The organism is Streptomyces sp. NPDC001941, assembly GCF_040296945.1.
Lineage (GTDB): Bacteria > Actinomycetota > Actinomycetes > Streptomycetales > Streptomycetaceae > Streptomyces.
In genome coordinates, this window is the sequence record NZ_JBEOYE010000008.1 from 122,673 (window position 1) to 147,975 (window position 25,303).

At 74.8% G+C, this 25,303-nt stretch carries 22 protein-coding genes; 11 read left to right on the forward strand and 11 right to left on the reverse strand.

Annotated features, from left to right (window positions below; genetic code table 11):
• Positions 1-105: 105 nt before the first annotated feature.
• Complete coding sequence (locus ABT160_RS09645; RefSeq protein WP_351645724.1) at positions 106-744, reverse strand: isochorismatase family protein; 639 nt, start codon at positions 742-744, stop codon at positions 106-108.
• A 321-nt stretch (positions 745-1,065) separates the two neighbouring features.
• Here ABT160_RS09645 and ABT160_RS09650 point away from each other — a divergent pair, with 321 nt between their 5' ends.
• Entirely contained in the window at positions 1,066-1,644 is a 579-nt protein-coding gene (locus ABT160_RS09650) for a MarR family winged helix-turn-helix transcriptional regulator (protein WP_351645727.1), read from the forward strand.
• Between the two features lie 47 nt (positions 1,645-1,691).
• Here the strand turns inward: ABT160_RS09650 and ABT160_RS09655 are convergent, their stop codons facing one another.
• From ABT160_RS09655 to ABT160_RS09690, 8 genes are all read right to left on the reverse strand, one after another.
• Positions 1,692-2,420, reverse strand: a complete 729-nt coding sequence (locus ABT160_RS09655; protein ID WP_351645730.1) for a gamma-glutamyl-gamma-aminobutyrate hydrolase family protein — start codon at positions 2,418-2,420, stop codon at positions 1,692-1,694.
• Between the two features lie 58 nt (positions 2,421-2,478).
• On the reverse strand, positions 2,479-3,969 hold the full coding sequence (locus ABT160_RS09660) for an APC family permease (protein WP_351645733.1): 1,491 nt from the start codon (positions 3,967-3,969) through the stop codon (positions 2,479-2,481).
• Between the two features lie 102 nt (positions 3,970-4,071).
• Positions 4,072-4,917: a fumarylacetoacetate hydrolase family protein gene (locus tag ABT160_RS09665; RefSeq protein WP_351645736.1), complete on the reverse strand. Its 846-nt coding sequence runs from the start codon at positions 4,915-4,917 to the stop codon at positions 4,072-4,074.
• Between the two features lies 1 nt (position 4,918).
• The gene (locus ABT160_RS09670) at positions 4,919-5,845 is read right to left on the reverse strand and encodes a 3,4-dihydroxyphenylacetate 2,3-dioxygenase (RefSeq protein WP_351645739.1); all 927 of its coding nucleotides are present in this window, start codon (positions 5,843-5,845) and stop codon (positions 4,919-4,921) included.
• Entirely contained in the window at positions 5,838-7,322 is a 1,485-nt protein-coding gene (locus tag ABT160_RS09675; protein ID WP_351645741.1) for an aldehyde dehydrogenase family protein, read from the reverse strand. The genes ABT160_RS09670 and ABT160_RS09675 overlap by 8 nt, the downstream gene beginning before the upstream one ends.
• Positions 7,323-7,328: 6 nt before the next feature.
• Positions 7,329-8,135: an acetoacetate decarboxylase family protein gene (locus ABT160_RS09680; protein WP_351645744.1), complete on the reverse strand. Its 807-nt coding sequence runs from the start codon at positions 8,133-8,135 to the stop codon at positions 7,329-7,331.
• Positions 8,136-8,146: 11 nt separating this feature from the next.
• On the reverse strand, positions 8,147-9,388 hold the full coding sequence (locus ABT160_RS09685; protein WP_351645746.1) for an NAD(P)/FAD-dependent oxidoreductase: 1,242 nt from the start codon (positions 9,386-9,388) through the stop codon (positions 8,147-8,149).
• Positions 9,389-9,391: 3 nt separating this feature from the next.
• Positions 9,392-9,580 carry a ferredoxin gene (locus ABT160_RS09690; protein WP_351645749.1) on the reverse strand — a complete coding sequence of 63 codons (189 nt, stop codon included), beginning with the start codon at positions 9,578-9,580 and terminating at the stop codon, positions 9,392-9,394.
• 279 nt (positions 9,581-9,859) lie between these two features.
• Here ABT160_RS09690 and ABT160_RS09695 point away from each other — a divergent pair, with 279 nt between their 5' ends.
• From ABT160_RS09695 to ABT160_RS09710, 4 genes are all read left to right on the forward strand, one after another.
• Positions 9,860-11,230: a glutamine synthetase family protein gene (locus ABT160_RS09695; protein ID WP_351645752.1), complete on the forward strand. Its 1,371-nt coding sequence runs from the start codon at positions 9,860-9,862 to the stop codon at positions 11,228-11,230.
• A 237-nt stretch (positions 11,231-11,467) separates the two neighbouring features.
• A complete protein-coding gene (locus ABT160_RS09700; protein ID WP_351645755.1) occupies positions 11,468-12,739 on the forward strand; it encodes a cytochrome P450 in 1,272 nt (423 codons plus the stop codon).
• An 82-nt stretch (positions 12,740-12,821) separates the two neighbouring features.
• On the forward strand, positions 12,822-14,009 hold the full coding sequence (locus ABT160_RS09705) for a nitrate/nitrite transporter (RefSeq protein ID WP_351645757.1): 1,188 nt from the start codon (positions 12,822-12,824) through the stop codon (positions 14,007-14,009).
• Between the two features lie 129 nt (positions 14,010-14,138).
• The gene (locus tag ABT160_RS09710; protein ID WP_351645760.1) at positions 14,139-15,284 is read left to right on the forward strand and encodes a winged helix DNA-binding domain-containing protein; all 1,146 of its coding nucleotides are present in this window, start codon (positions 14,139-14,141) and stop codon (positions 15,282-15,284) included.
• A 28-nt stretch (positions 15,285-15,312) separates the two neighbouring features.
• Here ABT160_RS09710 and rbsK read toward each other — a convergent pair whose 3' ends face one another.
• Both rbsK and ABT160_RS09720 read right to left on the reverse strand, forming a co-directional pair.
• Positions 15,313-16,218 (reverse strand): ribokinase, encoded by a 906-nt coding sequence (rbsK, locus tag ABT160_RS09715; protein WP_351645763.1) that lies wholly within the window; start codon positions 16,216-16,218, stop codon positions 15,313-15,315.
• Positions 16,219-16,523: 305 nt separating this feature from the next.
• Complete coding sequence (locus tag ABT160_RS09720; protein WP_351645765.1) at positions 16,524-17,543, reverse strand: LacI family DNA-binding transcriptional regulator; 1,020 nt, start codon at positions 17,541-17,543, stop codon at positions 16,524-16,526.
• Between the two features lie 291 nt (positions 17,544-17,834).
• Between ABT160_RS09720 and uriH the strand changes: the two genes are divergently transcribed.
• The 6 genes from uriH (at position 17,835) to ABT160_RS09750 (ending at position 25,277) form a co-directional block, all read left to right on the forward strand.
• A complete protein-coding gene (gene uriH, locus ABT160_RS09725; protein ID WP_351645767.1) occupies positions 17,835-18,782 on the forward strand; it encodes a uridine-preferring nucleoside hydrolase UriH in 948 nt (315 codons plus the stop codon).
• Positions 18,779-20,212, forward strand: a complete 1,434-nt coding sequence (gene uriT / locus ABT160_RS09730) for a uridine transporter UriT (protein WP_351645768.1) — start codon at positions 18,779-18,781, stop codon at positions 20,210-20,212. The genes uriH and uriT overlap by 4 nt, the downstream gene beginning before the upstream one ends.
• A gap of 110 nt (positions 20,213-20,322) precedes the next feature.
• Positions 20,323-21,816, forward strand: coding sequence for a hypothetical protein (locus ABT160_RS09735; RefSeq protein ID WP_351645770.1), 1,494 nt, complete (start codon positions 20,323-20,325; stop codon positions 21,814-21,816).
• A gap of 82 nt (positions 21,817-21,898) precedes the next feature.
• Complete coding sequence (locus ABT160_RS09740; protein WP_351645772.1) at positions 21,899-22,588, forward strand: GntR family transcriptional regulator; 690 nt, start codon at positions 21,899-21,901, stop codon at positions 22,586-22,588.
• Positions 22,589-22,611: 23 nt separating this feature from the next.
• A complete protein-coding gene (locus tag ABT160_RS09745; protein ID WP_351645774.1) occupies positions 22,612-23,637 on the forward strand; it encodes a 1-aminocyclopropane-1-carboxylate deaminase in 1,026 nt (341 codons plus the stop codon).
• A gap of 101 nt (positions 23,638-23,738) precedes the next feature.
• The gene (locus ABT160_RS09750) at positions 23,739-25,277 is read left to right on the forward strand and encodes an SDR family oxidoreductase (protein WP_351645776.1); all 1,539 of its coding nucleotides are present in this window, start codon (positions 23,739-23,741) and stop codon (positions 25,275-25,277) included.
• The last annotated feature ends 26 nt before the right edge of the window (positions 25,278-25,303 follow it).

Here is a 25,303-nt window from a genome sequence, read left to right on the forward strand (position 1 = left end):
CCGATTCCGCCGTCGATTGGGTGTTCGGTCAGGGGTTTTGGCCATGAACTCCTGTACGGCCGGTCAGCATCCGCCCTCCCCGGCGGCCGTCCCGGGGAGGGCCCCTCACACCGCGGGCCCCTCCTGTCCCGACACCGCCGCGTAGCCCGCGTCGGTCGCCGCCGCGAAGTCCGCCCGGCCCAGCGGCGCCTTCGCCCGGACCGCCGCGCACCACTCGCCGGTGGTGGCGACGTACGCGAAGAACGTCTGCAGGACCACCAGGACCGCGTGGTGCACCTGGTCGGCGCTCATCGCACCGACCCGGTTGGCGAGCGGCAGGGCGCCGGTCGCGTCGGACAGCACCTCGACCGCGTACCCCCGGTGCACCGCGTCCCGGGTGGTCGACTCGACGCAGGTCTGCGTCATGTACCCGACGATGGTGAGGGTGTCCACGCCCTCCCGTGCCAGCAGGTCGGCCAGGCCGGTGCCCGCGAAGCTGGACGGCAGCGCCTTCTCGACCAGGTGGTCGTGGTGCCGGGAGGCGACCGACTCGTGCAGGCCGTGGCCGTGGCCGCCGCGGCCGAAGACGGGCGACTGCTCGGGCGCCGCGTGCTGGACGACGACGACCGGGATGCCGGCCGCGGCGGCCGCGTCCATGGCGATGGCGATGTTGGCGAGGCTGAGGGCCGGGGCGGGGTACCCGATGGGCAGCCCTCCGGTGATGTACTCGTTCTGGACGTCGATGACCACGAGAGCGCGCTTCATGACGGTCTTCCCCTCTGACAGGGTGGGAGGTTCGCGCAACCGGGAGGCGGGTGCGCGACGGTCGCCCCGGCGCGGTTCTCCGCACGCTCGGGGGCCGACGGTGAAGGTGCTGCGTCGCCCCGACGCTAGCACCGGGGGCGGACGCCGCGAGCGGACCGCGCACCGTGCCGTGCGCGTTCCGGCCAGCCGCCCCGTCCCCCTGAACCGACCTGCGCGGCAAGGGAGTCGGGGCAGGTGGGCGGCGCCGGGGGCGGACGGCGTTTGAGTCCGAACGATAAGCTGGCGGCACGCGTCCCGCACCCGGCGGAAGAGGGGGTTCCCGTGCCCGGTCAGCGGTCCATCACCGAAGCCGAGAGGCTGGCCCAGGACAAGCTCGGCGGTGCTCCGATACGCCATGACCAGATGGCGGTGGTCGCCAACATCTACCGGGCGGCGTCCGCCGTGCGCCAGCACCTGGAGAACTCGGTGCTGCGCGGCAGCGATCTGACCTGGACCGGCTTCGTCGTGCTGTGGGTGGTCTGGATCTGGGGCGAGTCGGAGACCCGGCACGTGGCGGAGGAGGCCGGCATCTCCAAGGGCACCCTCACCGGGGTCGTACGCACCCTGGAGGCGCGCGGCCTGGTGGCCCGGCGGGGGCACCCCGAGGACGGCCGGCTCGTGCTGCTCCGGCTGACCGGGGCGGGCGAGGAGCTGATGAAGGAGCTGTTCCCGCGCTTCAACGCGGAGGAGGCGTTCGTGACCGAACGGCTCGACGAGGCCGAGTGCCGCCGGGTCGCCCAGGGCCTGCGGCAGGTGGTGCTCCAGGTCGAGGAGGGCGGTGAGGAGCGCCGCCTCGCCCTGCTCGACGGCGCGTCGCCCGCCCCGCGCCGCAGCGGACGGCGCGCCAAGTCGGCTGATTGAAGGACTGGTTGGCCGACCCGGGGCATCTCCGGGGGCGCGCGCCCCGATCACCGGTACCGCCTCGCGGCGGCCACCAGGGCGTCGAACAGGGCCTGTTGCGACGGGTCCTGACGAGCCGTGTCCTCCGGATGCCACTGCACGGCGAGGAACCAGCCCCGTCCGTACGGGAGTTCAAGCCCCTCCCTGGTGCCGTCCGCGGCCCTGGCGCTGACCTTGAGGCCGGGGCCGTCGCGGTCGATGGCCTGGTGGTGGAAGCAGGAGGCGGTGATCTCGTCGGCGCCGGTGACCCGCCGCAGCAGGGTGCCCGGCTCGACGGACACCTGGTGCACCAGGTTGCGGTGCTCGCGCCGCCAGCCGCGCATGTGCTGGCGCAGGGTGCCGCCCAGCGCCACGTTGACCACCTGCATGCCCCGGCAGATCGCGAGCAGCGGCTGTCCGGCGGCCAGGGCGTGGCGGGCGACCGCCAGGTCGAAGCCGTCCTGCTCGGCGTCGACGTCGTACAGGCTGCCGTGCAGGGTGGTGGCGCCGTAGCGGCCGGGCGAGAGGTCGCCGCCGCCGGGCAGCAGGACGCCGTCGAAGCGGGCGAGCCGGGAGGCCACCGGACCGGGGTCGGCGCTGCCGTCGGGGGCGTACGGATGGATGGTCGCGGGCTCGCCGCCCGCCCGCCACACCGCCTCGACCAGGGCGCGGGCGTTGACCTCGGCGGCGTACCGCAGTGCGGACGCGGCGGCCGAGAAGCGGGCGGGGATCGCGATCAGGGGGCGGGGGTGGTCCACGGCGGGGGGTCCTCGGGTGGTGCGGGGGCCGACGGGGGGATCGGCCCGGGGTCTGCTGTCAGGCCTTGCTGGTACGGTCCGGCGCCTGCGGCCCGGGAGCCGCGCCGCCCCGCGCGTGCCGGCCGCGGCGCCGGGCGAGGAGGGCTCCCGCGGCGCCGAGGAGCAGCACCAGCGGGACGCACAGGGCGAGCCGGGTCGCGGTGGCGCGGTCGCCGCCGATCAGGGTCGTGAAGTTGGACAGGATCAGCCACAGCGCGCCCGCGATGCCGAGCGCGCCGAGCACCGGCGCGACGAGGGTGTTCCACGGGCGGCGGTCCAGCCGCTCGCGGCGGAAGAAGACGGTCACGGAGACCGAGGTCAGGAAGTACAGCAGCATGATCGCGAGCACGGCGACGCCGCTGAACCAGGAGAACAGGGTGAGCACCGGGTCCTTGCCCCCGGCCGCGAACGGCACCACGAGGGCCAGCGCGATCACGCTCTGCACGGCGCCGGCCGCCCAGGGCGCGCCCCGCCGGTTGAGCGTGCACAGGGCGCCGGGCAGCAGCCGTTCACGGCCCAGCGAGAACAGGTAGCGGTTGGCCGAGTTGTGGAAGGCGAGCAGCCCCGCGAAGAGCGAGGTGGCGAGCAGCACCGGCAGCACGTCCCCGGCCCACGCCCCGAGCCGGTCGGTGACCGGGCCGAACACGAAGGAGGAGGAGTCGCCCGAGGCCAGCGCCGCGCCCGCGTCCGCCTTGGCGGCGGCCGGGCCGTGCGCGGCGATCAGCGTCCAGGAGACCACCGCGAAGAAGACGGTGATCAGCGTGATGGAGAGGTAGGTGGCGCGCGGCACCGTGCGGGCGGGCTCGCGGGCCTCCTCGCCGTAGATCGCCGTCGCCTCGAAGCCGAACATGGAGGCCACCGCGAACATCAGCGCGAGGCCCGGCGCCCCCTGGAGCGCGGCGCCCGGCGAGAACCCGCTGGCCAGGTCGAGCGGCCCGGCGCCGGAGCCGCGCACCAGGACGACCAGGGCGAAGGCGAGCAGCACACAGGTCTCGGCGAGGACGAACACCGCCAGGACCCGGGCGCCCATGTCGATGCCCGCCGCCCCGAGCAGCTGCACCAGGGCCATCGTGGCCACCGCGTACACCCACCACGGCACGGCCACGTCGGTGTGCGCGGTGACGACCTGGGCGACCGTCGCCCCGTACAGGCCGTACATCGCCGCCTGGATGGTGCAGTACGCGAAGAGGGCGACGGCCGCACTGGCGGTCCCCGCGGTGTGCCCGAGGCCGGCGCCGATGTAGCGGTAGAACGCGCCCGCGTCCACGACGTGCCGGGACATGGCGACGAAGCCCACCGAGAACAGCAGCACGATAATCCCGGCGGCCACGTAGGCGGCGGGCACGGCGGCGCCGTTGCCCAGTGCCACCGCCAGCGGGACGGCGCCCGCGATGCCCGTCAGCGGCGCCTGCGCGGACAGCACCAGGAACAGGATGCCCGGCACGCCCAGCGCGTCGCGCTTCAGCCGGACCGTGTGCGGGGCGGTCCCCGCCCGTACTCTCTTCTCCATCCCCCGTGCCCTCCTCGCGGACCCTCGCGTCCTGCGTACGGTGGGGCGCCGCGCCGGGCTTCCCCGTGGCAGGCCCGGTGCGGCGCCGTGACCGGCGGCCGTTCAGCGGCGGGGCGGCCTGACGCCCCGGAACTCCCAGTCGCCGCCGAGGGCGGTGGAGCGCACCTCCTCGGACTCGGTGGGCTGCGCGCCGACGTCGGTGCGCACCGCCGTGGGGCCCGCGACCACGTGGTTGACCAGCCGCCCCAGCCCCTCGACGTCGACCTCCACCACGTCGCCCGGCACCACGGGGCGCGAGCCCGCGGGGGTGCCGGAGAGCAGGACGTCCCCGGGGACGAGCGTGATGGTGCGGGCGATGTCGGCGACGAGGTAGTGCATGTCCCAGTGCATCTCGTCGGTCGAACCGTCCTGCGCCAGCGTCCCGTTGACGTACGTGCGCAGCCGCTTGTGGCGGAAGTCCCAGTCGGTGACCAGGCCGGGCCCGAGGGGGCAGAGCGTGTCGGAGCCCTTCACCCTCAGCATCGACCCGGCGTCGGTGTCGCGGAAGTCGTGCAGCCCGAAGTCGTTGCCCACGGTGTACCCGGCGATGTACGAACCGGCTTCCGCGGGGCTGATGTTGCGGGCGGTGCGGCCGATGACGATGCCGATCTCGCCCTCGTAGTTGAGCCACTTGCAGCCCTCGGGCCGTACGACCGCGCCGCCGTGGGCGTTGAGTGCGGAGACCGGCTTGTGGAAGTAGGTGGGCGCGGCCGGGAGCCTCGCCCCGAACTCGGCGACGCGGCTCTCGTGGTTGAGGTGGACGGCGACGACCTTGGTGGGCCGTACCGGGGGCAGGTGCACGGCCTGGTCCGCCTTGAGCCGGCGGCCGTCCCCGGCGACGAGTTCGTCGCCCTCGCGCACCACCTCGACGGCGGCGCCGTCGAGCAGGACGCGGCGGTACTCGGACATCTCAGGCCTCCCGGTCCCGTGCGGCGGCCGGGGCGGGCGCCCCGCCGGTCCAGCCCCCGGCCGGGCGGTCGAACCAGAGGTGGACCTGGCCGGTGCCCACCGAGTTCTCGTACTGGCCGTACTGGCGGCCGCGGGCGACGCACTCCCGCGCGCCGAGGGCGCCCGCCATCATCAGGTAGTGGGCGAACCGGGCCTCGGGCCGGAACCGGGCGAAGGCGTCCATGGTGTCCAGGACCCGGTCGTGGCGGCCCCCGGCGAGCCAGCCGATGCGCTCCTCGTCGGCTGCCCGGGCCTCGGGGGTGCGGATGTGCGCCGGGTCGGACGCCTCGTGGTCGCGCAGTTCGCGCAGCGGCCAGAAGGTGTGCGACAGGGCGCCGGAGGCGACCAGCAGGACCCGGCGGCCGGGGACGGCGGCGATGCCGTCGGCCAGCGCCCGGCCGAGCCGCAGGTGGTCCTCGGCGTCGCCGGTCTGGCAGACGCCGATGGAGAGCCAGCGCTTGCCGGGCAGGCCCTCGCCGAGGAACTTCCACAGGTTGAGCGTGGCGTAGTGGACCGGCAGGTACGGGTCGTCGACCGGGGTGATCCAGGTGCCGTGCCGCTCGGCGAACCCGGCGACGGCGTGGGCCAGTTCGGGGTCGCCGGGGAAGTCGTAGGGCATCCGGCACATCCCGCGCGGCAGTTCCTCGGAGGTGAACAGGCCGGCCCGGCGGTGGTGCGCGGTGACCACGAACTCCACGGTGGTCGCCCAGTGCGAGTCCAGGACGACGACGGTGTCGTAGGCGTCGGACTCGAAGACGTCGCGGCGCAGTTGGCGAAGGCCGGTGACCAGGGTGATCTCCCGGCCCTCGTTGAGGTCCAGGCGCACCTTCTCGGGCAGCACGATGGTGGGGACGTGGGCGAGCAGGCCCGCCCCGGCGATCTCACCCATGTCCTCCCCCGTCGGCCGGCGCGGTGACGGTGTTCTTCACGTCGCAGTAGAAGTCGAAGCTCCAGGTGCCGCCCTCGCGGCCGACGCCGGACTCGCGGGCGCCGCCGAAGGGGGCCCGCAGGTCGCGCACGTAGAAGCAGTTGACCCAGACGGTGCCCGCGGTGAGCCGGGCGCTCACGCGTTCGGCGCGGCGCGGGTCGCCGGTGACGAGCGTGGCGGCGAGCCCGAACCGGGTGCCCTCGGCCAGCTCCACCGCCTCGTCCTCGGTGCGGAAGGTCTGCAGGGTCAGCACCGGCCCGAACACCTCCTCCTGGACGATCTCGCTGTCCTGGTCCACGCCGGTGAGCAGGGTGGGCCGGTAGTGCAGGCCGCCCAGCTCCTCGTGACGGCCGCCGCCGTACGCGGCGCGGGCCCCGGCGGCCAGGGCGCGGCGCACGAAGCCGTCGACGCGCTCCAGCTGGCGCGGGTGGACCAGCGGGCCCATTCCGGTGGCCTCCGCGCGCGGGTCGCCCTGTACGAGGGCGGCCGCGCGGGCGGCCAGACGGCGGGTGAACTCCTCGGCCACGCCCTCCTCGACGAGCAGCCGGGTGGCGGCCAGGCAGACCTGGCCCGCGTTGTCGTACTGCTCGGCGGCGAGGTCGGCGGCCCGGTCCAGGTCGGCGTCGGCGAAGACCAACAGCGGTGACTTGCCGCCCAGTTCGAGGCTGACCGGGGTGAGGTGGGCGGCCGCGGCGGCCGCCACGGAACGGCCGGTGGGCACCGATCCGGTGAAGCTGACGCGCCGGACGCAGGGGTGCGAGACGAGCGCGGCGCCCGCCTCGTTCCCGTACCCCTGGAGGACGTTGAGGACGCCGGGCGGGAGTCCGGCGTCCGCCGCGATGTCGGCGAGCAGGGAGGCGGTGAGCGGGGACCACTCGGCGGGCTTGAGGACGACGGTGTTCCCGGCGGCGAGGGCCGGGGCGACCTTCCAGGTGGCCAGCATCAGCGGCGCGTTCCAGGGGGTGACCAGGGCGCAGGGCCCGGCCGGGTCCCAGGAGACGTGGTTGCGGTGGCCGCGGGTCTCGAAGTCCTTCTCGCCGAGCTCCAGGGCCTTGTCGGCGAAGTAGCGGAAGTTGTGGGCGACGCGTGGCATGACGCTGCGCCGGTGGGCGCGCAGCAGGGCGCCGTTGTCCTCGGTCTCGACCCGCGCCAGGTCCTCCAGGCGCGCCTCGACGCCGTCGGCGACCGCGTGCAGCACCCGGGCCCGCTCGGCCCGGGAGGTGGCGGCCCAGCCGGGGAACGCGGCGCTCGCCGCGGCGACGGCGGCCCCCGCCTCCGCGGCGCCGCCGCGGGCGAGACGGGCCAGTTCGCGGCCGTCGACGGGCGAGAGGTCGGCGAAGGAGGCGGGCGAGGCGGTGCGCCGCCCGCCGATCCAGTGGCGGGTGTCGACGGGGACCCCGGCGACGACGGCCGTGTGCTCAACCGGGTTGTCGGCCATGGCCGTTCACTCCGCGCCGGAGGTGTGGGACTCCAGGAGCAGGCCGCCGTCCCAGACGGTGCCGACCTGGCGGTAGTACGCGGCGATGGGCTCGCGCACCTCCAGCCGGGCCAGCTCCTCGGTGGGCGCCTCGAACAGCTCCAGGTCGGCGTCGCCGCGCCAGGGCGTCCCGGCGTCCACGGAGGCGGCCGCGGTCTCGACGAGCTCGTCCAGGGCGAGGCCCTTGCCCTTCTCGATGGAGGGCAGCCAGCGGTGGTGGGCCATCGGGTGGGCGTTGACGAACCCGCCGCTCCCGCTGGGCTCGCGCAGGGTGACCACGGCCTGGGCGATGCGCCGGTCGGCGGCGGCGAGGGTGGCGCCGAAGCGGGCCCCCGCCTCGATGCGCGGCGCGGGTCCGTGCGGGTGCGGGCGGGTCTGGTGGATGGAGCCGAGCTTCTTCGGGTAGCCCTGGTGCAGTCCGCGGGCGACGGCGAAGTCCTTGTCGACCCAGATGTAGACGCACCGCGAGTACGGCCGGCCCCGGTAGGTGCAGCGGACCACCACGAGCACTTCCTTGTACTGGGAGCGCACCGGGTCCAGGAGTTCCTCGCCGGAGGCGGCGCAGGACTGCCAGTCGGCCCAGATGACCGCGACGGCGCCGGGATCCTCCTCCGCCAGCTCCAGCGGCCGGGGCAGCAGTTCGCGCACCCGGGCGGGGTCGGTGCGGTACTCGACCGTCAGCAGGTCGCCGGAGTAGTGCCAGGGCGGCGCGGGGACCACCGAGGACGCTCCGGTGGCGGACTTGGGGTAGAGGTAGCCGCGCAGTCGGGTCACGGGGGTGCTCCTCACACGGTGGGGGCGGACTGGAGCTTCAGGAGCGGGCGGTGGCGCCCGGCGGCCGCGGCGGCCCCGGGGCCGCCCAGGGCCACCACGCCGACGAGCCGTCCGTCCGCGTGGTAGCCGGCCACGGCGTCGCCGTCGCCGTCGAGGTCGCCTTCGAGGACGCGCACGTCGTCGGTGCCGAGGTCGGGCGAGCCGAAGGACTGGAGCCGGAAGTCGTGCTGGTCGCTCCAGAAGCTGGGCAGCGGGGCGAAGGGCGCGGGGTCGTCCGACGCGTCCCCCGGCCGCCCGCCGCCCGCCAGGTGCGCGGCGAGCACGCGGGCCGCGTGGCGGGCGCTGTCGCCGGGCATCGACCAGTGCTCGACGCGGCGGGACAGGCCGCCGTGGCGCGGGTCGGGGAAGCGGACGACGTCGCCGACGGCCAGGGCGTGCGGCAGGCCGCCGGCCCGCAACCGGCCGTCCACCCGCACCCCGTCGGTGAGGTCGAGCCCGTTGCCCTGGAGCCACTCGGTGTTGGGGGCGGCGCCGACGCACTCGACGACCACGTCGGCCGGGAGCGTGCGCCCGTCACCCAGGACGACGCCGGTGACCCGCCCCTCCCCCGCGAAGGCGGCGACACCGGCGCCGAGTTCGAAGCGCACTCCCCGGGCCCGGTGGCGGCGCAGCAGCGCGGCGGCCATCCGCTCCCCCAGCGGGCGCAGCATCGGCAGCGGCTCCACGTCGGCCACGGTCACCTCGCGCACCCCGAGGCGCACGGCGGTGGCGGCGACCTCGCAGCCGATGAACCCGGCGCCGACCACGACGAGGCGCGTGCCGGGGCGGACGAGCGCGGCCCGCAGCGACCGGGCGTCGGCGAGGGTGCGCAGCACGTGGCGGCCACTGGCCGGGCCGACGGGCCCGGGGCAGCGCAGCCGCCTGGGGCGCAGTCCGGTGGCGGCGACGAGGGCCGCGAAGCGCAGTTCCTCGCCGCCGTCCAGGACGGCGACGCGGTCGGTCAGGCGTACGCCGGTCACCCGCCGCCCGAGCCGCCAGTCGACGTCGGCGGTGCTGGGGCGCGGGGCCAGGGCGACGGAGGCGAAGGGCACGGAGCCGTACAGGGCCTCCTTGGACAGCGGGGGCCGGTTGTACGGCATGTGGGGTTCGTCGCCGACCACGGTGACCGGGCCGCGCCAGCCCGCGGCGCGCAGCTGCTCGGCGGTGCGCAGCCCGCCCAGGGAGGCGCCGACGACCAGGACGCCCTCGGACACGGCTCAGTCCTCGATCCGGATGGCCTGCATGGGGCAGACGTCGGCCGCTTCCTCGACCTCGTCGCGCAGGGCGTCGTCGGCGTCGGCGGTGTGGACGAGGTGTCCCTCGTCGTCCAGCTGGAAGACCTCGGGCGCGGCGAAGACGCACTGCCCGTGGTCCTGGCACTTGTTCCTGTCGACGACGACCTTCATGGGGCGTGACCTCCCCCGGGACGCGCCGGACGGCCGGTGGTGCGCGACGGCGGCCCGGACCGGATCGTTTGGCTTCAAACAAACATAGGCAGCCACCGCCGGGCGGTCAATGCCCCGCACACAGAAGCGAGTTGGCGCGGCGAACCGCTTGCGGGACCGGAGTGGGCGGCCTACCTTCGAGCTATCGTTTGACCTCAAACAACGACCGGGCGGCGCACCGCCCCGTCCGGCCGGGGGTCACGCCGCCGCCAGGTTCCGCGTCTGCCCGAGGAGGCAGCGGTGAGCGCACCCGCACCAGGGGACCACCAGCTCCCCGACCCCGCCCAGTACACCGACCGGCTCGCCGAGGACGGCGTCGACGTCGTCCGCGTCGTCTACCCCGACCTGCTCGGCACCGACCGCGCCCGCGACGTGCTCCTCGGCCACCTGCCGACGGCCTGCGCCCACGGCCTCGCCTTCTGCCGGGCCGTCTACCACACCACGCCGCGCGGCGGCGTCGTCCCGGTCGCCGGGGGCCTGGAGGCGGGCCTGCCCGACATCCTGGTGCGCCCCGACCTCACCACCCTGCGCACCCTGCCCTGGGAGCCCGGCGTCGCCACCTGCCTCGGCGAGGTCGTCGACCCGAGCACCGGCGAGCCCGCCCCCGAATCACCGCGCGACCTGCTGCGCGGGGTGCTCGCCCGGTACGCCGCACGCGACCTGGTCCCGGTCGTGGGCCCCGAGCTGGAGTACTTCCTGTGCGAGGCCGACCCGCTGGCGCCCGGCGGCTGGCGCCGCTACTCCACCGCGTCCGGCGTCGTCTACACGGCGGGCCTGCGCGCCGACCCGGACAACCACCTGCTGCGGCTGCTGCGCCTGCTGCGCGACCTGGACATCGGAGTGAGCAACGGCAACCACGAGTTCGACGGCGCGCAGTTCGAGATCAACCTGGTGCACTCCGAGGCCCTGGACGCCGCCGACCGGGCCTTCCGCCTGAAGTCCTCCGTCAAGGAACTCGCCCGCCACGAGGGCCGGTTGGCGACCTTCATGGCCAAGCCGTTCAACGACGCCGGGGGCTCCGGCTTCCACCTGCACCTGTCCTGCGCCGGCCCGGACGGCGCCAACGCCTTCGACGACCCGGAAGGACCCGACGGCCTCTCCGCCACCGCCCGGCACGCCGTCGCCGGACTCCTCGCCCACGCCCCGGCCCTCGCCGCGCTCGCCAACCCCACCGTCAACTCCTACAAGCGCTTCGGCCCCGACACCCTGGCCCCCTGGCTGGTCGACTGGGGCCTGGACAACCGCAGCGCCATGGTCAGGGTGCCGCCCGAGCGCGGCGAGGGCGCCCGCCTCGAACTGCGCCTGGGCGACGCCAGCGCCAACCCGTACCTGCTGGTCGCGGGCACGCTCGCGGCCTGCCTGCTGGGCATCGAGGCCGCCGAGGAGCCGCCCGCCGCGCTGGAGGGCTACGGCTACGACACGGCCCGCGCCACCGTGCTGCCCGCCGGCCTCCCGGCCGCCCTCGACGCGCTGGAGGCGGACGCGGCGCTCTGCCAGGCCCTCGGCAAGGACTTCGTCGCCGCCTACCTCACGTACAAGAGGGACGAGGTCCAGCGCTTCCACAGCCACGTCACCGACTGGGAGTTCACGGAGTACGCCTACCACCTGTGACCCGGTCACCCGCCGCGCGCGTACGTCCGGTGAAGGCCACCCCCGGACGTACGCGTCCCACAACTCGCGCACCTCCAGACGTACGCGTCCCACAACTCGCCCACCCCCGAGCGCACTTCTCCGGCAACTCGCCCACCAGCGGACTCGCCCTTCCGACGACTCGCCCATCCCCTGACGTACGCCTCCGACAACTCGCCCACCAGCGAACGCCGTCGCGACCCGACGCAAGGAGCGCCGATGACCGCACCCGCCGTCGAACCCCTCCCCCTGGACGACGTCGACCTCACCGACCTCGACCGCTTCACCGACGAGACCGGCCCCTGGCGCATGTTCCACACCCTGCGCCACCAGGACCCCGTGCACTGGCAGCCCGAAGCCGCGCCCAACTCCGGCTTCTGGGCCGTCACCCGCCACCAGGACATCGTGCGCGTCGACCGCGACCCCGACACCTTCACCTCCACCCGCTTCGTCAACCTCGAAGAGGTGGACGACGACCAGATCGCCAAGCGGGCCTCCATGCTGGAACTGGACGGCACCCGCCACCGCGCCCTGCGGGCCCTGCTGCAACGGCAGTTCGGCAACAGCGTGATCAGCCAGTACGCCGACTTCCTGCGCGGACTCACCGCCCGCACCCTGGACGCGGCCCTGCCGCGCGGCACCTTCGACTTCGTCCAGCACGTCTCCGCCGACTTCCCGATCAACGTCCTCGCCCGCCTGCTCGACGTGCCGCCCGAGGACAACCGCCGGCTCATCGACTGGGGCAACCGGCTGATCGGCAACACCGACCCCGACTACGCGGACGTGCTGCTGCACAGCGAGGACAGCGAGCGCTACCGCGACCTGCCCTTCCGCTCCCCCGCGGCCACCGAGGTCTTCGAGTACGGCAGGGAACTGGCCCGCGCCCGGCGCGGCGGCACGGGCACCGACCTGGTCTCCCGCCTGGTGAACACCGAGCCCAGGGACGGCATCCCGCTCTCCGCGCAGGACTTCGACAACTACTTCCTGCTGCTCGTCGTCGCGGGCAACGAGACCACCCGGCACGCCATCTCCCACGCCATGCTCGCCCTGATCCGCAACCCCGACCAGCTCGACCGGCTGCGCCGCGACCCCTCGCTCATCCCGGGAGCCGTGGAGGAGTTCCTGCGCTGGGCCTCGCCCGTCTACCACTTCCGGCGCACCGCGACCCGCGACACCGAGCTGGGCGGCCGCAAGATCCGTGAGGGCGACAAGGTCGTCATGTGGTACGCCTCCGGCAACCGCGACGAGGACGTCTTCCCCGACCCGTACGCCTTCGACGTCACCCGCACCCCCAACGACCACGTCACCTTCGGCAAGACCAGCCCGCACCTGTGCCTGGGCAACCTGCTGGCGCGCACCGAGATCCGGATCATGTACGAGGAGCTGGTCCCCCGGCTCGCCGACGTGCGCCTGGCCGGTCCCGTACGGCGGGTGCGGTCCAACTTCGTGAACGGGATCAAGGAGCTCCCGGTGACCGTGACACCGGCCTGACCTGCGCGTTCCACCGCCCCGCCGTCCCCCGTCCGGAGCAGCCCGGCGCGCCCGCGCCGGGCGGGCGGCCTTGACTGGGGGGATGGAAGCCGCCGAGAAGCCGCCCGCCGCCGCGTACCGGAATCTCGTCCTCGCGACGGTCGGGTTCAGCCTGACCTTCTGGGCCTGGGACCTGATCGCGCCGCTGGCCACCGACTACAAGGACCGCCTCGGCCTCAGCTCCTTCCAGCAGTCCCTGCTGGTCGCGGTGCCCGTCCTGGTCGGCTCGGTGGGCCGGATCCCGGTGGGCGCGCTGACCGACCGCTACGGCGCCCGGCTGATGTTCCCGCTGGTGTCCGCCCTGACGATCGTCCCGGTGCTCCTGCTGATCCCGGCCCGGAACAGCTACCCGCTGATGCTGGTCGTGGGCTTCTTCCTGGGGCTGGCCGGCACCACGTTCGCCATCGGGGTGCCGCTGGTCAACGCGTGGTTCCCGCCCGATCGGCGGGGCTTCGCCCTCGGCGTGTTCGGGATGGGCATGGGCGGCGTCGCCCTGTCCGGCTACCTCACGCCGCGCATCCACAAGCACGGCGAGGACCTGCCCTTCCTGGTCGTCGCGGTCGGCCTCGCCGCCTTCGCGGTCATCGGCGCGCTGCTCATCTCCGACCGGCCCGGTCGCCCGGTGCCGACCGCGCCCCTGGCCGCCCGGCTGGGCGGGGCCGCGAAGCTCCGGGTGACCTGGGAGCTGTCGGCGCTCTACGCGATCGGCTTCGGCGGGATCGTGGCGTTCGGCGTCTACCTGCCGACGTACCTGAAGACCTGGTACGAGCTGTCGCCGACCGACGCGGGCACCAAGGCGGCGGGCTTCGCCCTGGTCACGGTCGTCTTCCGGCCCGTCGGCGGCTGGCTCTCGGACCGCGTCCACCCGGCGGTGGTCACGGCCGTGTCGCTCGCCGTCGTGGCGCTCCTGGCGATCGTGCAGTCCTTCGACCCGGCCCTGGACCCGGTGGGCACGCTGGCGCTGCTCGTGATGGCGGCGGGCCTGGGCACCGCGAGCGGCGCCGTCTTCGCCCTGGTCTCCCAGGTCACGCCGCAGGCCCAGGTGGGCAGCGTGACCGGCATCGTCGGCGCGATGGGCGGCCTGGGCGGCTTCGTGCCACCGCTCGTCATGGGCGCCATCTACAGCGCCAAGGGCTCCTACTCGATCGGCTTCATGCTCCTGTCCGACCTGGCCCTCGCGGGGTGCGTCTACGCGTACGGCAAGATGCGCACGACCCGCCCGGACGCCTGAACCGGCGCCGGGGCGGGGCCGTCTCGCGGGCCCCGGGGCGTTGTCAGTGGCCCCGGGGCCGTTGTCAGGGGTCCCGGGCCGTCGTCCGGGGTCCGGGCCGTTGTCAGTGGTCCCGGCGACAATCGGTGCATGAGACTCACCGTCCGCGCGCTCAACCGCGCCACGCTCGCCCGCCAGTTGCTGCTCGCCCGCGCGCCGCTGGGCGTCGAGGACGCGCTGCGGCGGGTGGTCGTGCTCCAGGCCCAGGAGCCTGCCTCGCCGTACCTGGCGCTGTGGAACCGGGTGGACGGCTTCGCGGCCGCCGACCTGGACGCGGCCGTGACCGGCTACCGCGCGGTCAAGTCCACCCTGGTGCGGATCACGCTCCACCTGGTCCACGCCGACCACTACGGCGCCGTGCGCACCGCCATGGAGCCGTCACTGCGCGGGGCCCGGCTGCGGGACGCGCGGTTCACCCGGTCGGGGCTGACCCCCGAGGACGCCGACGCGCTCCTGCCCGACCTGCTCGCCTTCGCCGAACAGCCGCGCACGACGGCGGAGTTCGCGGCCTGGCTGGAGGCGCGGGCGGGCTTCCCGCTGGACCCGACCGCGTGGCGGATGCTGCGGCAGTACTCCCCGCTGTGGCACGCGCCGGGCGCGGCCCCCTGGTCGTACGTCACCCGGCCCGCGTTCGTCGCCGCGCGCCCGCGCCCGGTGCTCGGCGGCCAGGAGGCGGCGGACGCGGCGCTGGTCACGCTGGTGCGCAGGTACCTGGCGGGGTTCGGGCCCGCCTCGGTGGCCGACGCCGCCCAGTTCGCGCTGGTCCAGCGCAGCCGGGCGAGGGCGGCGATGAAGGCCCTGGCGGACGAGGTGGAGGAGTTCGAGGGGCCGGACGGGACGGTGCTGTACGACCTGCCCGGGGCGCCCCGCCCGGACGAGGACGTGCCCGCCCCGCCACGGCTGATGGCCATGTGGGACAGCGTGCTGCTGGCCCACGCGGACCGCACCCGGGTGCTGCCGGCCGCCTACCGCAAGCACGTGACCCGGGTGAACGGCGACGTACTGCCGACCCTGCTGGTCGACGGCGAGGTCGCCGGGGTGTGGCGGGTGGTGGACGGCCGGGTGGAGGCGGGCGCCTTCCAGCCACTCCCGGAGCGCGCCTGGGCGGGCCTGGCCGAGGAGGCGGCCCGGCTCGTCGCCTTCCTGGCCGACCGCGAGCCCGGGGTGTACGGGCGGTACGGACACTGGTGGGACAAGGGCATACCGGTGACGGAGAGCCGGGTCCTGGGAGCGTGAGGGCGCGGGCGGACCGCCGGCGGGCGGGTCAGCCCACGCCGCTGCCCGCCAGCAGGGCCTCCACCTCGTCGCGGTCGGGCGCCGACGACTGGGCGCCCGCCCGGGTCGTGCTCAGGGCCGCCGCCGCGCTCGCCCAGCGCACCGCGCGCTCCAGCGGCTCGCCCTCCGCCAGCGCGACCGCCAGCGCCCCGCAGAAGGTGTCGCCCGCGCCCGTGGTGTCGGCCGGGCGGACCCGGTGGGCCGGGACGTGCAGGCGGGCGCCGCCCTCCAGGAGCAGGACGCCGTCGGCCCCCAGGGTCACCACGACCGCCCCCGCCCCCTTGAGCAGGCGCGCCGCCTCGGCGACCTCGTCCAGGGTCTCCGGCTCCCGGGTGCCGGTCAGGGCGGCCAGTTCGGTGCGGTTCGGGACCAGGAGGTCGACGTGCGCCGGGGGCACCGCGCCGGGCACGGCGGGGGCCGGGTTGTAGACGACGAGGCCGCCCGAGAGGCGGGCCGCCGCGTGGTTGGCCTCGTCCGGGACCTCCTGCTGGAGCAGGGTGACCCGGGCGGCCCGCAGCCGGTCGCCTGCCGCCTCGCAGTCGGCCGCGCCCAGGCGGGAGTTGGCGCCCGGGCTGACGATGATGGAGTTCTCGCCGGTGGGGGCCACCGCGATGAGGGCCCGGCCGGTGGGCACGCCGGGGGTGCGGGTGATGCAGGTCGTGTCGACGCCGCGCTCACGGGCCGCCCCGACGAGGAACTCCCCCGCGTCGTCGTCGCCGACCCGCCCGACGAACGCGACGTCCCCGCCCAGCCGCGCGGCGGCGACGGCCTGGTTGGCGCCCTTGCCGCCGGGGTGCTGCCCGATGTCGCCGCCCAGGACGGTCTCACCGGGCACGGGGTGGTGCGGCACCGGGGCGACGAGGTCCAGGTTCAGGCTTCCGACGACGGCTATCACTGTGCTTCCTCCAGGGTCCGCACGCCCGTCCGTTGCTCGGGCGCGCCCCGACTGTTGACGGCTGACGGCGCTTCTGACGGTTGGCAGTCGTCGGCTGACAACTGCCGGATGACGGGTGACGGGTGACGGGTGACGACCGACGCCTGACAGTCGTCCGGCTGACGGATGACAGATGACGGCTGACGGCTGACGGCTGACAAACGATGACCGAACAGCTGACAGAACCCAGCTGACGGACGACGGATGACGGCCGACGGCTGACAGCTGGCTGACGACAGATGACGGATGACAGGTGACCACCACCGTCACCCCCCACCCCCCACACTCGACTCCCGCACCACCAACGCTGGCGCCAGTCGCGTCGCTCGCCGGGCGTGGTCCGTGTCGCCGGCGAGGCGGCGGGACAGCAATCGCGCCGCCTCCGCGGCCAGTTCGGCCACGGGCTGGCGCACCGTCGTAACGGCCGGGGACGACAGCGCGGCCATCGGGATGTCGTCGAAGCCCGTCACCGCGACCTCCCCCGGCACGTCGACGCCCCGTTGGTGCAGCCGCTGGAGCGCGCCGAGCGCGATCAGGTCGTTGGCGCAGACGAGGGCGTCGGGCCGGTCGGTGGCGGGCGCGTCCCACAGCCGGTCCACCGCTTCCCGCCCCCACTCCACGGAGAAGTCGCCGAGCAGCACGCGGCCCGGGGCGTCCGGGCCGAAGGCGGTGGCGCCGCTCTCGTAGGCGGCGCGGCGTTCCACGGCGGCGGAGGCGGCGCCGGGGGCGCCCAGGAAGCAGGGGCGGCGGCGTCCGGTGGCGGCGAGGTGGTCGAGGACCAGGGCGGTGCCCGCGGCGTTGTCGACGGCGACGGAGTCGGCGAAGCCGGGGCCGCAGCCCCGGTCGAGGAGCACGAGCGGCACCCGGGCGGCGGCGTCGGCGACGGCGGGGCGGCTGAGGCGTTCGTGGGCGGGGACGACGAGGAGGGCGTCGACGCGACGGGCGAGGAGGTCGGCGATGTGCTCGGCCTCGGCGCCGGGGTCGTCGTCGCAGTCGGCGAACAGCACGGCGCGCCCGTCGGCGTGCAGGGCGTGCGCCAGTTCCCGTACGAGTGCGGGGTAGAAGGGGTTGGTGATCTGCGGCAGGACGAGGCCGACGGTGCCGGTGGCGCGGCTGCGCAGGGCGCGGGCGGCGTGGTTGGGCCGGTAGCCGAGGCGTTCGGCGGCGGCGCGGACGCGCTGGGCGGTCTCCTCGCCGACCGGGCGGCTGCCCGCGAGGACGCGGGAGACGGTGGCGATGGAGCAGCCGGAGGCCCGGGCCACGTCCTTCAGGGTCGCGAACGCCATGTCCTCCCCCTCCGTCCCTTCTGCTCGCCCGCACGGTGCCGTCCGGGTACCCGTCCCGGAACGGTCGCACCCGCCAGTCGGCCCTGTGGGGCGGGGCTGGTTCCGCGGGGTTCGGCAAACGTTATCAGCGCCTTCTGAAGCCAGCCAGGGACGGTGACCACGCCGTGCTGGCATTTTTCGGCCAGGTGTCGGGCGGCCGGACTTCGACGCCATTGACATAATTCCGACTTGTACACATCGTCGCGGGAGAACGTTTTCCGCTTCCCGGCGACCCGAAGAAGAGGTACCGCGATGCCCCGGAAGATCATCCTCGACTGCGACCCCGGCCACGACGACGCGATCGCCCTGCTGCTCGCGCACGGCAGCCCGGAGATCGAGCTGCTCGCCGTCACCACCGTGGTCGGCAACCAGACCCTGGACAAGGTCACCCGCAACGCGCTCTCGGTGGCCAGGATCGCCGGCATCACCGGGGTGCCGATCGCCGCCGGGTGCCCGCGTCCCCTGGTGCGCGAGGTGGAGACGGCGCCCGAGATCCACGGCGAGAGCGGCATCGACGGACCGGTGATGCCCGAGCCCGTCCAGGAGGTCGACCCGCGGCACGCCGTGGACCTGATCATCGACACGGTGATGGCGCACGCGCCGGGCGAGGTGACCATCGTGCCGACCGCCGGTCTGACCAACATCGCGCTGGCGGTGCGCAAGGAGCCGCGGATCGCGGAGCGGGTGCGCGAGGTGGTGCTGATGGGCGGCGGCTACCACATCGGCAACCGCACGGCCGTCGCCGAGTTCAACATCAAGATCGACCCGGAGGCGGCGCACATCGTCTTCAACGAGCGCTGGCCGCTGACCATGGTCGGCCTCGACCTGACCCACCAGGCGCTGGCCACCCCGGAGGTGGTGGAGCGCATCGCGGCGGTCGGCACCCGGCCCGCCGTGTTCGTCACCGAGCTGCTGGACTTCTTCGGTGCCATGTACCTCAAGGAGCAGGGCTTCGCGCACCCGCCGGTGCACGACCCGTGCGCGGTGGCGTACGTGATCGACCCGACCGTGATGACGACCCGCAGGGCCCCGCTCGACGTCGAGCTGACCGGAGCCCTGACCACCGGCATGACCGTCGCGGACTTCCGCGCGCCGGCCCCCGACGACTGCCGCACCCAGGTGGCCGTCACCCTCGACCACCAGCGCTTCTGGGACCTGGTCGTGGACGCCCTCGAACGGATCGGAGACGTACCGGCATGACCTCCCCCGCCCCCGCACGCCCCGCCGCCGAGGGGTCCGGGACCCGTGTCTGGGTCCTGGTGACCGCGCTGCTCGCGGCGTGCTTCGCGTTCCAGCTGAACGCGAGCATGCTCAGTCCCGCGCTGAAGAACGTCGAGGAGTCGCTGGGCGCGACCTCGGCCGAGGTGGGTCTGACGCAGACGGCGTTCTTCACCTCCGCCGCGCTCTTCTCGCTGTTCCTGCCGCGCCTGGGCGACCTGGTGGGCCGGCGGCGGGTGCTGACGGCGATGATGGTGCTGATGGCGGTGGGGTGCGTGGTGGCGGCGCTGGCGCAGAGCGTGCCGGTCCTCTTCGCGGGCCGGGTGCTGCAGGGCGTGTCGGGCCCGACGGTGCCGCTCTGCCTGATCATGCTGCGCGGCGAGGTGCACGAGCCGAAGAAGTACGGGACGCTGCTCGGCGTGATCACGGCCGTCAACGGCGGCATCGCGGGCGTCGACTCGATCGCGGGCGGCGCGCTGGCGGACCGCTACGGCTTCCACTCGGTGTTCTGGGTGATGGCCGCGGTCGCCGCGCTCGCCGCCGTCCTGGTGCGGGCCCTCACTCCGGAGTCGGTGGCCGGGGGCGAGCGGGAGTGGATGGACTGGCCGGGGGTGGCGCTGCTCGTGGTGTCGGTCGGCGCGGCGCTGATCGCGCTGAACGAGGCGGGGAAGCTGGGCGACGCCCGTTGGGGCCTGGTGGCGGGCCTGTTCGTGCTCGCGGCGGTGGCGTTCGCGCTGTTCTGGCGCACGGAGGAGCGCAGCGCCCACCCGCTGGTGGCCACCCGGCACCTGCGGCGCCGTTCGACCTGGGCGCTGCTGCTGACCACGGTGCTCACCATGACCGGGGTGTTCGCGGTGATGAACGGCATGATCCCGGCCTTCGCGCAGGACGCGCGGGCCGGGTTCGGGATGAGCGCCGAGCAGTCGGCGTGGTGGACCCTGACGCCGTACGCGCTGGCGGGTCTGGCGATGGGTCCGCTGGCCGGGCGGCTGGCCGCCACGCACGGCTACGGGCGGATCCTGCGCCTGGGCCTGATCGGGTCGGCGGTGATGGTCGCCCTGATGGTGCTGACCCTGGGGGCGGACTCGCGGGCGCTGCTGCTGGTGGCGTCGCTGCTGATCGGCGTCACGTACGCGGGCGTCGCCAACATCATGCTGAACGGCCTGGGCATCGTGCTGTCCCCGCGCGAGAACCCGGGCTTCCTGCCGGGCCTGAACGCGGGCGCGTTCAACCTGGGCGCGGGCCTGAGCTTCGCCCTGCTGTACGCGGTGCAGACCGCCGCGCAGCCCTCGGACCCGGCCTCCACGGGCGGGTACGCGGCGGGGATGGTCGCCGGTGTCGTGCTGCTCGGGGCGGCCCTGGTGACGTCGTTCCTGATCCCCAAGCCGGTGGAGGCGGAGGCGACCGCCTGATTTTGGACGGTGTTGACCGTCCGATTCCGCTTCCTTGGTGCGCCAAGTGATATCGAATCGATGCCGACGGAGGCCGGGTCACCCCGCCCCGGCGCTGCGATACTCGCTCGGTGCCTGACCTCAGAACCCTCTTCACCAGCAGTTTTCCCAGCGGCCTCAGCAGTCTGCGGCGTACCGGTGTGCAGGCCTTCCACCACGTCGAGGACAACCTCGCCGGTGTGAACGGGCCCGGCGTGCCCGCCGACAACGAGAAGGGCGTCATCGGCTGGGGAACCTCGTGGCGGATGCAGGGCTACCTGCTGATGGCCGAGCACACCGGCGATCCGGCGTACGTCCTGCGGCTCGCCGAGCTGGTCGACGGCGTGCTGACCGCGCGCGACGACGTGCGCGGGGTGCGGGACTTCAGGGGCCGCAGCCTGCCGGTGTGGAGCAGCGCCCACAAGTTCACCGCCGCGTCGGTGCTGCTGCGGGACGCCGAGGCCCGCCCCGCCCTGGAGGTGACGGTCTGTCCGCCGCACGCCAGGGCCGTCCGCGTCACCGTCGAGCCGGAAGGCGAGCGCCACTTCCGGCTGCGGGTGTACGGCCCCGACCGCCCCGACCACGTGGTGGCGGGGCTGAGCCTGGACCCGCTGGACGAGCGCCGCGCGGACCGGGTCCTGTACGGGGCGTACGAGCAGCGCACCGGGGTGACCGCGCGGCTGGTGCTGCCGGACGAGCCGCTGCCCGGGGGGCGGGCCCCGCGCCCCGGTACGTACGCGGTGCGTCCTGCGCTGGTCTCGCTGGCCGCCCAGACCGGCATGATCGCCTACCCGGTGGCGGGCCTGGCCCGGCTCGCGCGCACCCGGCCCGACCTGGTGCCGCGTTCGGTGCACGCGCGCGTGGAGGGCTATCTGGACGCGGTGGAGCGGGCCATGCGGGTCCACGACGAGCAGTGGGACACCACCGCCGACGGGCGGGGCTTCTACCGCTGGCTGCCCGACGAGCCGGTGTCCTTCGCGGGCGCGGAGCTGCCGACCAACGAGTTCCTGGCGCTGGGGCGCACGGCCGTGCAGCTCGCCGTGGTCACCGGGGACGCCGAGTGGCGGGAGCGGGCCGCCGCGATGGCCCGCTCGCTGCGCGGGGACATGACCGTCACGGACGGGGCCGCGGTGTGGCCGTACTGGCCCGGTTTCGGGCGGGTGTACCGAGGGTGGGAGGCCACCGGTTCCGTCAAGGCCGACGGCTCCGACGTCCGGCCGTCCTACCGCGCGGTCACCGTGCCCGAGGACGTCACGCACGCGCTGATCGACCTCGACTTCCTGTGCCTGTACCACGACGCGCCGGGCGTGCCCGAGGTGTTCACCGGGGCGGACATGCGGGCCATGGCCGCGGCGTTCGGGCGGAACACGGTCGAGCGGCGCGACGGCCGGCCGCGGCTGCGCCACGACGTGGGCGGGCGGGGGCGCCGGGGCACGGACCGGGAGCAGGCGCACGTGGCGGCCTGGATGCCGTTGCGGCGCTGGTCGAAGGACATACCCCGGCAGGTGCGGGCGATCCGCCCGGACACCCCGCCGCTGCCGCTGATGGGCGTGGACACCTACTGCGCGGCGCTGCTGACCGGCTGACCGGAGGCCGCGGGCGAACCGGGGCCGTCCAACTCCTGGACCGCCCTTGACGGTTGGCGTTGTGCGGCGTGCAATATATTGCATGCCGATCCCCCGGGGCAGCGGTCTCGCCGCCCGTTCACTGCTGCGCGACGACGCCCACCGCGCGATCCGCGACCTGATCGTCGACGGCACCCTCGCCCCCGGCGAGCGGCTCAACGACGCGGACCTGGCGCAGTGGCTGGGCATCAGCCGCACCCCCGTGCGGGAGGCGCTGGCCCGGCTCGAACAGGCCGGTCTGGTACGGACGAAGCCCGGCCGCTACACCATGGTCAGCCCGCTCGACGCCCGGGCCGAGCGGGCCGCCCAGTCCGTCACGGCCGCCATGCACGAACTGGCCGTCCGCGAGGCCCTCCCCCAGCTCACGGCCGCCGACCTGGACGCGATGCGCGAGGCCAACTCCCGCTTCGCGGACGCCCTGCGCCGCCGCGACGTGGAGGCGGCCGTGGCCGCGGACGACGCCTTCCACGGCGTCGCGGTCACCGCGTGCGCCAACCCGGCCGTGGCGAGCGTCCTGGAGCAGTTCACCCCGCTGCTGCGGCGCCTGGAGCGGCTGCGCTTCTCCTCGCTGACCGGCCGGGGCTCGGTGGCCCAGCACGAGCGGATCATCGAGCGGTGCGCGGCGGGCGACGCCGAGGGCGCCGCGGCGGCGGCACGCGCCAACTGGATGACCCTGGCCGCCCTGTTCGACACCGGTCCCGCGCCGGACGACGACCGGCTCCCCCGCCCCTGACCCCTCCCCTAGGAGTGCGCACCGTGTCCCTCGACGCCTTCGAGCGCTACCCCCTGCTGTTCGGCCCCAGCCCCGTCCACCCGCTCGACCGGCTCAGCGCGCACCTCGGCGGCGCGCGCGTGTGGGCCAAGCGCGAGGACTGCAACAGTCCGCTGGCCTTCGGCGGCAACAAGACCCGCAAGCTGGAGTACCTGCTGCCCGACGCGCTGGCCCGGGGCGCCGACACCCTGGTGAGCATCGGGGGCGTGCAGTCCAACCACACCCGGCAGGTCGCCGCGGCGGCCGCGCGCGCGGGGCTGAAGGCGGTCCTGGTGCAGGAGAGCTGGGTGGACTGGCCGGACCCGGTCAACGACAAGGTGGGCAACATCCTGCTGTCCCGGATCATGGGCGCCGACGTGCGCCTGGTGCGGGCGGGCTTCGGGATCGGGTTCAAGGAGAGCTGGCAGCGGGCCCTGGAGGAGGTGCGGGCCGCCGGCGGCACCCCGTACGCCATCCCGGCCGGGGCCTCCGACCACCGGCTCGGCGGTCTCGGCTTCGCCGGCTGGGCGCACGAGGTGCGGCGCCAGGAGCGCGAGCTGGGCGTCTTCTTCGACACGGTGGTGGTGTGCAGCGTCACCGGCAGCACCCAGGCCGGGATGGTCGCGGGCTTCGCCGACGCGGACCGCGCGGACGACCCGGGCCGCCCGCGGCGCGTGCTGGGCGTCGACGCGTCCGCGAAGGTCGACGAGACCCGGGCCCAGGTCGCGAAGATAGCCCGCGGCACCGCCGAACTGATCGGTCTGGGACGGGAGTTGCGGGACGAGGAGATCACAGTCCTGGAGGGCTGGGCGGGTGAGCTGTACGGAGTGCCGGTGGCCTCCACCCTGGACGCCATCCGGCTCACCGGGAGCCTGGAGGGCGTGATCCTGGACCCCGTCTACGAGGGCAAGTCGATGGCCGCGCTGATCGACCTCGTACGGGACGGGGAGATCCCCCGGGACGGCAACGTGCTGTACGCGCACCTGGGCGGCCAGCCCGCGCTGAACGCCTACAGCGGCGCCTTCGGCTGACCCCCGCTCCACGGCCCGCACGTCCGGCGGTGCATCCGGTGCGGCGCCCCGGCCGAAGTACCACAGTGGGAGGGGGGACGACCGGACACCGAGAGGATGCCATGACCGACGCTCCCCCGGCCCACGCCGCAGGACCCGCCCTGACGTGCCTGGTCACCGGCGCCAGCGGCTACATCGGCGGGCGCCTGGTCCCCGAGCTGCTCGCCGCCGGGCACCGGGTGCGCTGTCTGGCCCGCTCCCCCGAGAAGCTGCGCGACCACCCCTGGGCCGACCGGGTGGAGATCGTGCGCGGCGACGTCACGGACGCCGCGTCCACGGGCGCGGCGCTGGCGGGCGTGGACGTCGCGTACTACCTGGTGCACTCGCTGACCTCGGGCGGCGGCTTCGAGGACACCGACCGGGCCGCGGCCCGCACGTTCGCCGGGGAGGCGGGCCGCGCCGGGGTGGGCCGGGTGGTCTACCTGGGCGGTCTGACGCCCGCCGCGCACCCGGGCGAGGAGCTGTCGCCGCACCTGCGGTCGCGGGCCGAGGTGGGCGAGGTGTTCCTGGCCGGGCCGGTACCGGCGACGGTGCTGCGGGCGGCGGTGATCATCGGTTCGGGTTCGGCCTCCTTCGAGATGCTGCGCTACCTGACCGAGCGGCTGCCGGTCATGGTGACGCCCCGCTGGGTCTCGACCCGGGTGCAGCCGATCGCCGTCCGCGACGTGCTGCGCTACCTGGTCGGCAGCGCCCGGATGGGCCCTGAGGTCAACCGGGGCTTCGACATCGGGGGCCCGGACGTCATGACGTACGAGCAGATGATGCGCCGCTACGCGCGCGTGGCCGGGCTGCGGCGCCGGCTGATCCTGCCGGTGCCGATGCTCACGCCCCGGCTGTCCAGCCACTGGATCGGCCTGGTCACCCCGGTGCCCCGGGCGCTGGCGCGGCCGCTGGCGGAGTCGCTGCGGCACGAGGTGGTGTGCCGGGAGCACGACATCGCGGACCACGTGCCGGACCCGCCCGGCGCCCCGCTCTCCTTCGACCGGGCCCTGGAGCTGGCGCTGCGCCGGGTGCGCGAGGCCCGCGTGGACACCCGCTGGTCCTCGGCCTCGCTGCCCGGGGCGCCCAGCGACCCGCTGCCGACGGACCCCGACTGGGCGGGCGGCAGCCTGTACGCGGACCGGCGCGCCCTGACCGTCGCCGCGCCCCCGGAGGCGGTGTGGCGGGTCATCGAGGGCATCGGCGGTGAGAACGGCTGGTACTCCTTCCCGCTGGCCTGGGCGGTGCGCGGCTGGCTGGACCGGATGGTGGGCGGGGTCGGGCTGCGGCGCGGGCGGCGCGACGCGGCCCGGCTGCGGGTCGGGGACTCGCTGGACTTCTGGCGGGTGGAGGAGGTCGTGCCGGGGCGGTTGCTGCGGCTGCGGGCCGAGATGCGGCTGCCGGGCCTGGCCTGGCTGGAGATGAGCTGCGAGCGGGCCGAGGGCGGCGGCACGGTGTACCGCCAGCGGGCCCTGTTCCATCCGCGCGGCCTCGCGGGGCACGTGTACTGGTGGAGCGTGGCGCCGTTCCACGGGGTGGTGTTCGCGGGCATGGCCCGCAACATCACCGGGGCGGCCGACGGTGCCCGCGCGCCCCGGAAGCGCTGGCTCCGCAACGGTTGACGGCCCCGGACGTGAGCGTCCGGGGC